The organism is Arthrobacter sp. SPT-J7, assembly GCF_059089965.1.
In genome coordinates this window covers 1-4968 of the sequence record NZ_JBNHFF010000231.1, presented here as the reverse complement: position 1 = coordinate 4968, position 4968 = coordinate 1, and the positions used below count along the sequence as shown (strand labels likewise).

General features: G+C 62.7%; 3 protein-coding genes and 4 pseudogenes. 2 read left to right on the top strand and 5 right to left on the bottom strand.

Translation table 11 applies throughout. The annotated features are described in order from the left end of the window. A pseudogene (locus AC5RWX_RS30120) lies at positions 1 to 248 on the bottom strand (hypothetical protein); the annotation flags it as partial. A gap of 189 nt (positions 249 to 437) precedes the next feature. Between AC5RWX_RS30120 and AC5RWX_RS30115 the strand changes: the two are divergent. After that, complete coding sequence (locus AC5RWX_RS30115) at positions 438 to 662, top strand: DUF892 family protein (protein WP_494099883.1); 225 nt, start codon at positions 438 to 440, stop codon at positions 660 to 662. A gap of 133 nt (positions 663 to 795) precedes the next feature. On the opposite strand, the gene AC5RWX_RS30110 is transcribed toward AC5RWX_RS30115, so the two are convergent. Further along, a complete protein-coding gene (locus AC5RWX_RS30110; RefSeq protein ID WP_494099882.1) occupies positions 796 to 1404 on the bottom strand; it encodes a flavodoxin family protein in 609 nt (202 codons plus the stop codon). 338 nt (positions 1405 to 1742) lie between these two features. Then, positions 1743 to 1940 (bottom strand): annotated as a pseudogene (locus tag AC5RWX_RS30105) (DUF4383 domain-containing protein); the annotation flags it as partial. 699 nt (positions 1941 to 2639) lie between these two features. Here AC5RWX_RS30105 and AC5RWX_RS30100 point away from each other — a divergent pair. Then, positions 2640 to 3872 carry a saccharopine dehydrogenase family protein gene (locus AC5RWX_RS30100; RefSeq protein WP_494099881.1) on the top strand — a complete coding sequence of 411 codons (1233 nt, stop codon included), beginning with the start codon at positions 2640 to 2642 and terminating at the stop codon, positions 3870 to 3872. 20 nt (positions 3873 to 3892) lie between these two features. On the opposite strand, the pseudogene AC5RWX_RS30095 reads toward AC5RWX_RS30100, so the two are convergent. Together AC5RWX_RS30095 and AC5RWX_RS30090 are read right to left on the bottom strand one after the other, a co-directional pair. Continuing rightward, positions 3893 to 4174 (bottom strand): annotated as a pseudogene (locus AC5RWX_RS30095) (transposase); the annotation flags it as partial. A gap of 603 nt (positions 4175 to 4777) precedes the next feature. After that, positions 4778 to 4968, bottom strand: a pseudogene (locus AC5RWX_RS30090) (hypothetical protein); the annotation flags it as partial.

Below are 4968 nucleotides of genomic sequence, written 5' to 3'. Positions count from 1 at the left end.
CCGTGGATGTGCTGGACGTGCGGGTACGGGGCGTCCATGAACGTGGCCGGCATGCCCGAAACATTCAGGACAACATGGGCCTGGTTGCCCGTGACATGGAGCTGGATGGTGCCTGAGCCGGCGCTGCCGTTGAGCTGCTTCAACGTGGACTGGTAGGACTGATCCGCGGCCATAGCGGGAGAACCAGAAAGGGCCAGACCGGCAAGGGCCAGGGTGGGAACAGCCATAAAGCGAAGTGTCTTATTCATTGGGAAATCTCCTCATACACGCGCATGTGATGTTGGCACCCCAGGAAGGGGACAACAGTACTTCGCACCAGCTCCAGGAAAAGATGGGTCCGGATGTAACCCGGTTCACATATTGTTGGCCAGGCTACCGCCAGGCAGGTCCCCGGCGCGTTTCAAAAAGCTGTGACTTGGCTGGTTTAAGCAGCCGAAGTGCCCCGGCGCAGGCCCTGCGTAACGTGTCCTCATTCAGCACGGCTCTTGTGTAGCAGGGCAGAAATAGCCGTCTACAAGACCGTGGTGGTGAACGCTGAAGCGCGCGGCGCGGCCGAGGTCGCGGCCCTGCTCCGGCAGAACCTCGCCCAGGAAGAAGGCGCACGGGACGAAGTAGGACAGATGGACCAACGCATCGCCACCGAAGGCATCACCTACCCCTGAGCTGCGATGAGCAGTGGGTTCACGCCCGCCCTGAATGGCCTGGGAGCACCAGCTTCCTGGCTCGGGCACCCGGCATTCTGCAACGGCACCCGGGGTGTGTTCTCACCCCGGGGTGCCTTCACGCGGTGTTTGTCTACCCGGCTGGGTAGGGGGCGGCGGTGAGGGCGCGGGCGAGGTGTGCGGCGTTGCGCGCCGCGCTGGCGGTCGTGGCGGCGGTTTTTTCGGGAATGCTGCCGAGGTCCTGGTAGTCCACTGTATGCATGGCTTCCCCCACCCAGTAGGTGCCGCCTTGGGCGGGGACGGTGAAGCCAACGTCGTTCAGCGCCTGCTGGGTATCGGCAATAACTTTGTGGGCGCCGTCTTCGTTGCCCACCACGGCGATAATCGCGACTTTTCCGTACATGATGGGCCGCCCCTCATCGTCTGTTTCGGAAAGCTCGGCGTCGAGGCGTTCGATGACCCGTTGGGCGATGCTGCAGGGGTGACCCATCCAGATCGGGGTGGCGAGGACCAAGATGTCCGCTGCGAGGATCCGGTCACGGATTCCCGGCCAGTCATCCCCGGTGCCCATGTCAGTCTGCACTCCCGGCATGACGTTGTGATCGACGACCCTCAGCGAGTCGGTGCCCACGCCATGGCCTGCAAGTTCATCCAGGACGTGCCGGGCAAGCAGTTCGCTGCTGGACGGTGCCGGTGAGGGCGTCAGGGAACAAGTAAGGGCAAGTGCGGTGAGGTCGGCCATGATTCTTCCTTCTTAGTCATTGATTTGCCTGCCACGGACCACAGACTCGCTGCAGAGCCGCAGCAACTGCTACACCCTATGGTTCGTCACAGACCTCCAAAAGGACTGCCTCACTGTGTCCTCAAGGGCCTTGTCCGGACCCTTTTGCACAGGTATATGGGCCGACCCTGGCCAAGTGTCCAAGCTACGGGACACGGAGATCTTCGCCGTCATGTTCGATCCTAGATGGCGCTGTCCCATCTCCGCGCCGGTACCCGAAAGCACCAGCGACTGGCGGGAATATGGTTAGCGACTGCGCGTTGCTGCGCCGCGGGAAAGGAGGACACCGATGCCGATCATGAAGCTTGGAACAGGCCCAGCAACAAGGCTTCGGAACCAGGCCCGGCAAAACCCAGTTGATCGAAATTCGTCGTCACTCCAGGGATGAAGCCCAAAACACCCACCAGTAAAAACACCGCACCGGTCACCAGTGCGGCTTTCTGAATATTAGTCCGGCTCATATTCTTGCCAACCAGACCATGTGATGCTGCAGTCATTTTCGTACTCCATATCTCGCTGGCCGCAAACGGCTGTCCCGCCTATGAATTGGCTCAGCGATTAAAGTCATACTAAGTTCCCTTACCATCATTGAACATAGCCCGCAGTAAGCGCACAGACCTCAACGTTGCCCGGAAACGCCACCTCAGTTGGACCTGTACGGAGCGACATAGCTATTGCCCGCGCGGCACCTGTGGTTGTGCCTGTGCATGTGTAATTGACGATGAGTCAAATGGCCTGATTTAGACGAGGAGAACACCCCTCCCCTGGTGCGGGGAAAGCCTGGGCTGAAGGAGGATCGGAGGGCCGGCCTTGCGGTAGAAGCACGTCGATGGAGGGAGCGTTTCGACTGGCAAAACGGCATTCTAGTTAGCCGCCCCCGGCTATTTCGCCGCGCCGATAATGGATGTTCCGTCAACCTGCTTCGGCCGGGCAGACGCGTGCTTCCTGATCATGCGGCCGGAGCTGGTGGCGACTTCATTCCGTCCATGGTGGGAGTCAGTTCAGGTTATCCACGGCTGGAAATTGGGAGCGGTTGGGCAGCAGTAGCGGTGGATAACCTACGAGAATTGTCCCCGGTGTGGGCGGGCGGACGGGACTTCTCTCGTTCGAACGGAAGGCCAGTTCCTGTTGTTCCGTAGGACCAAAGCAAGGAGCCGTGTGTCAGCGTGGAGTTTCCGCTGTGAAAGGCTGCAGTTATGAACACCTCATCTCGGGAACATGACCTCGTTCTCTACGGAGCGACGGGTTTCGTTGGCCGACTGATCGCCGCCTACGTCGCGGAGCACGCACCGGCCGGTATGCGAGTCGGGCTCGCGGGCCGGTCCACATCCAGACTCGAGGCGGTTAGGTCGCAGTTGCCGGTCGCGGCGCACAGATGGGCCCTCATCGAAGCTGACTCGGAGGACGCGGACTCGATCACCGCCCTGGCCGCAGGCACCCGCGTGCTCTTCACCACCGTCGGACCATACGCGAAACACGGACTACCCGTCGTCGACGCCTGCGCACGGGCCGGCACCCACTACGCCGACCTCGCCGGTGAGGTGTCCTTCATCCGGGAGGCGATCGATCGCTGCGACGCTTTGGCAAGGACGAGCGGGGCCAGGATCGTGCACTCCTGCGGCTACGACTCCGTGCCGTCCGACCTCGCTGTACTGCTGCTTCATCAGGCAGCAGAAGCCGATGGCGCCGGCGGTCTGGTCGAGGTCCAACTCGTTGCTACGGCCAAGGGCGGCATCAGCGGAGGCACGCTCGAATCGATGCGCGGGCAGCTCGACGCGATGCGATCGAGCACCGCCCTGAGGTCATTAGCCGTGAACCCCTACGCTCTGAGCCCCGACCGCACACGGGAGCCGACGACACAACAGCCTCCTGACGCCGGTCCTGTGCGCCGTTCCGAGGACGGCACCTGGACCGCGCCCTTCATCATGGCTCCGGTCAACACTCGGATAGTGCGCCGCAGCAACGCGTTGCAGGGCTGGGCCTACGGCCGCTCCCTTCAGTACGGCGAGGTGATGGGGGTGGCCCCCGGACCGGCAGGAGCGGTCATCGCCAGGGCAATGGCACTCGGGCTCCGGGCGTTCACGGGCGCGATGGCGTTCCCGCCCATCCGGCGGGTGCTCGACCGCTGTCTGCCGGCACCAGGTGCGGGTCCGAGCACCAGCACGCAGCGCGCGGGCTGGTTCCACTCCCGAGTAACCGCCCGTACCGAGGACGGGCACCGTTACCAGGCGATTGCTGCCGGCCCCGGTGATCCCGGCTATGCCGCCACCGCCGTGATGGCAGGCGAGACTGCACTCGCTCTTGCCCTCGACGGTGACCGGCTGCCGACCGCGAAAGGGTCGCTGACGCCGGCCACTGCACTCGGCAACGTGCTCATACAGCGACTCCGTGCGGCCGGTCACACGTATCAGGTGATCAAACTCGTCTGACAAGGTCCTGCAGGTCAACTGTCCCGCGGCACGTTGATCTCCACAGGCCCAATCTCGGTCAGCACCGTCTTCGTACGGGTACCGTTGCGGGAATTCCCGCTCCCGCGCCCGGACACGTCATGCTTTTGGTAGCCGAGGTGTGTTCATCCATTTCCGCGCTTCCAAAGCGGTCTCCAGGACGTTCGTCGTCAACCGGTTCAACAGCCCGTCCGGACCGACGAAATCGATGCCTGCTCCCTGGCCTGGGCCAGGAGCCGCTGCGCTAACTCTTGCTGATCCACATCAGTCGCCATGGGATCCATGGTTCCGCTCATGATCAGTCCACCCCGCCAGGCAACACCCGGCGTGTCAAGCCATTCGCGGGTCCACCGTTATTCCGACAGTCCCCCTCGATCAGAAGTTCTTCACGCCGATCCGCACCAATAGCAGGAGGTGAGGTCTTCCTGCCCCAGCGTGCAAGGCGGAGCGGGATGATCCGCGCCAACCGGCCGGCACTGCTCCGGGCAGGATGTTTTCATAATGCCGACCGTAAGTATGCTGTGGGGCTGTGTAGGCTGGCCCAACCGACACGATCCCAGCACAACGACCGACGCTTTTAACCAGTGGTGGGGGAGTAGATGATGGGTTCCGACTAACAACACATGCAGCGCTGGCAGGCGCCGTTAAGTGATGCACTTCCGCACATGAAACTCAGTGCCCGGGACACCGCCCGCAAAGCGTGCGACGTCCGGTGGCCGGCACGAGTGCCGGTCACCGGACGGATCGTTTCCCTACTGCACTGGCTGCAACGTTAATCGTCAAGGCTCGCGAGACCCGGTCAACAACTTGCAGCTAGATGGTTCACAACAAAGCTGGGTGCTGGTGCCCACCAGCGGACGGATGCGTAGCCGCTGGCGGACACCAGTTTAAACGCCGTGCTTGTGGTTCCCGTCCTTGTAGCTGCCGCCCTTGTTGATGGCGGTGGAGTCGCCGAGGACTGCTGTTGAGATGGCGCCTACGGTGGCGGGGGCGGTGACTGGGGCGATGATCTGGTTTCCGGAGGCGATGCTGTGATCGCCGGAGATTACCGCGTCGATCCGCGGGCCGGCCGCGGATC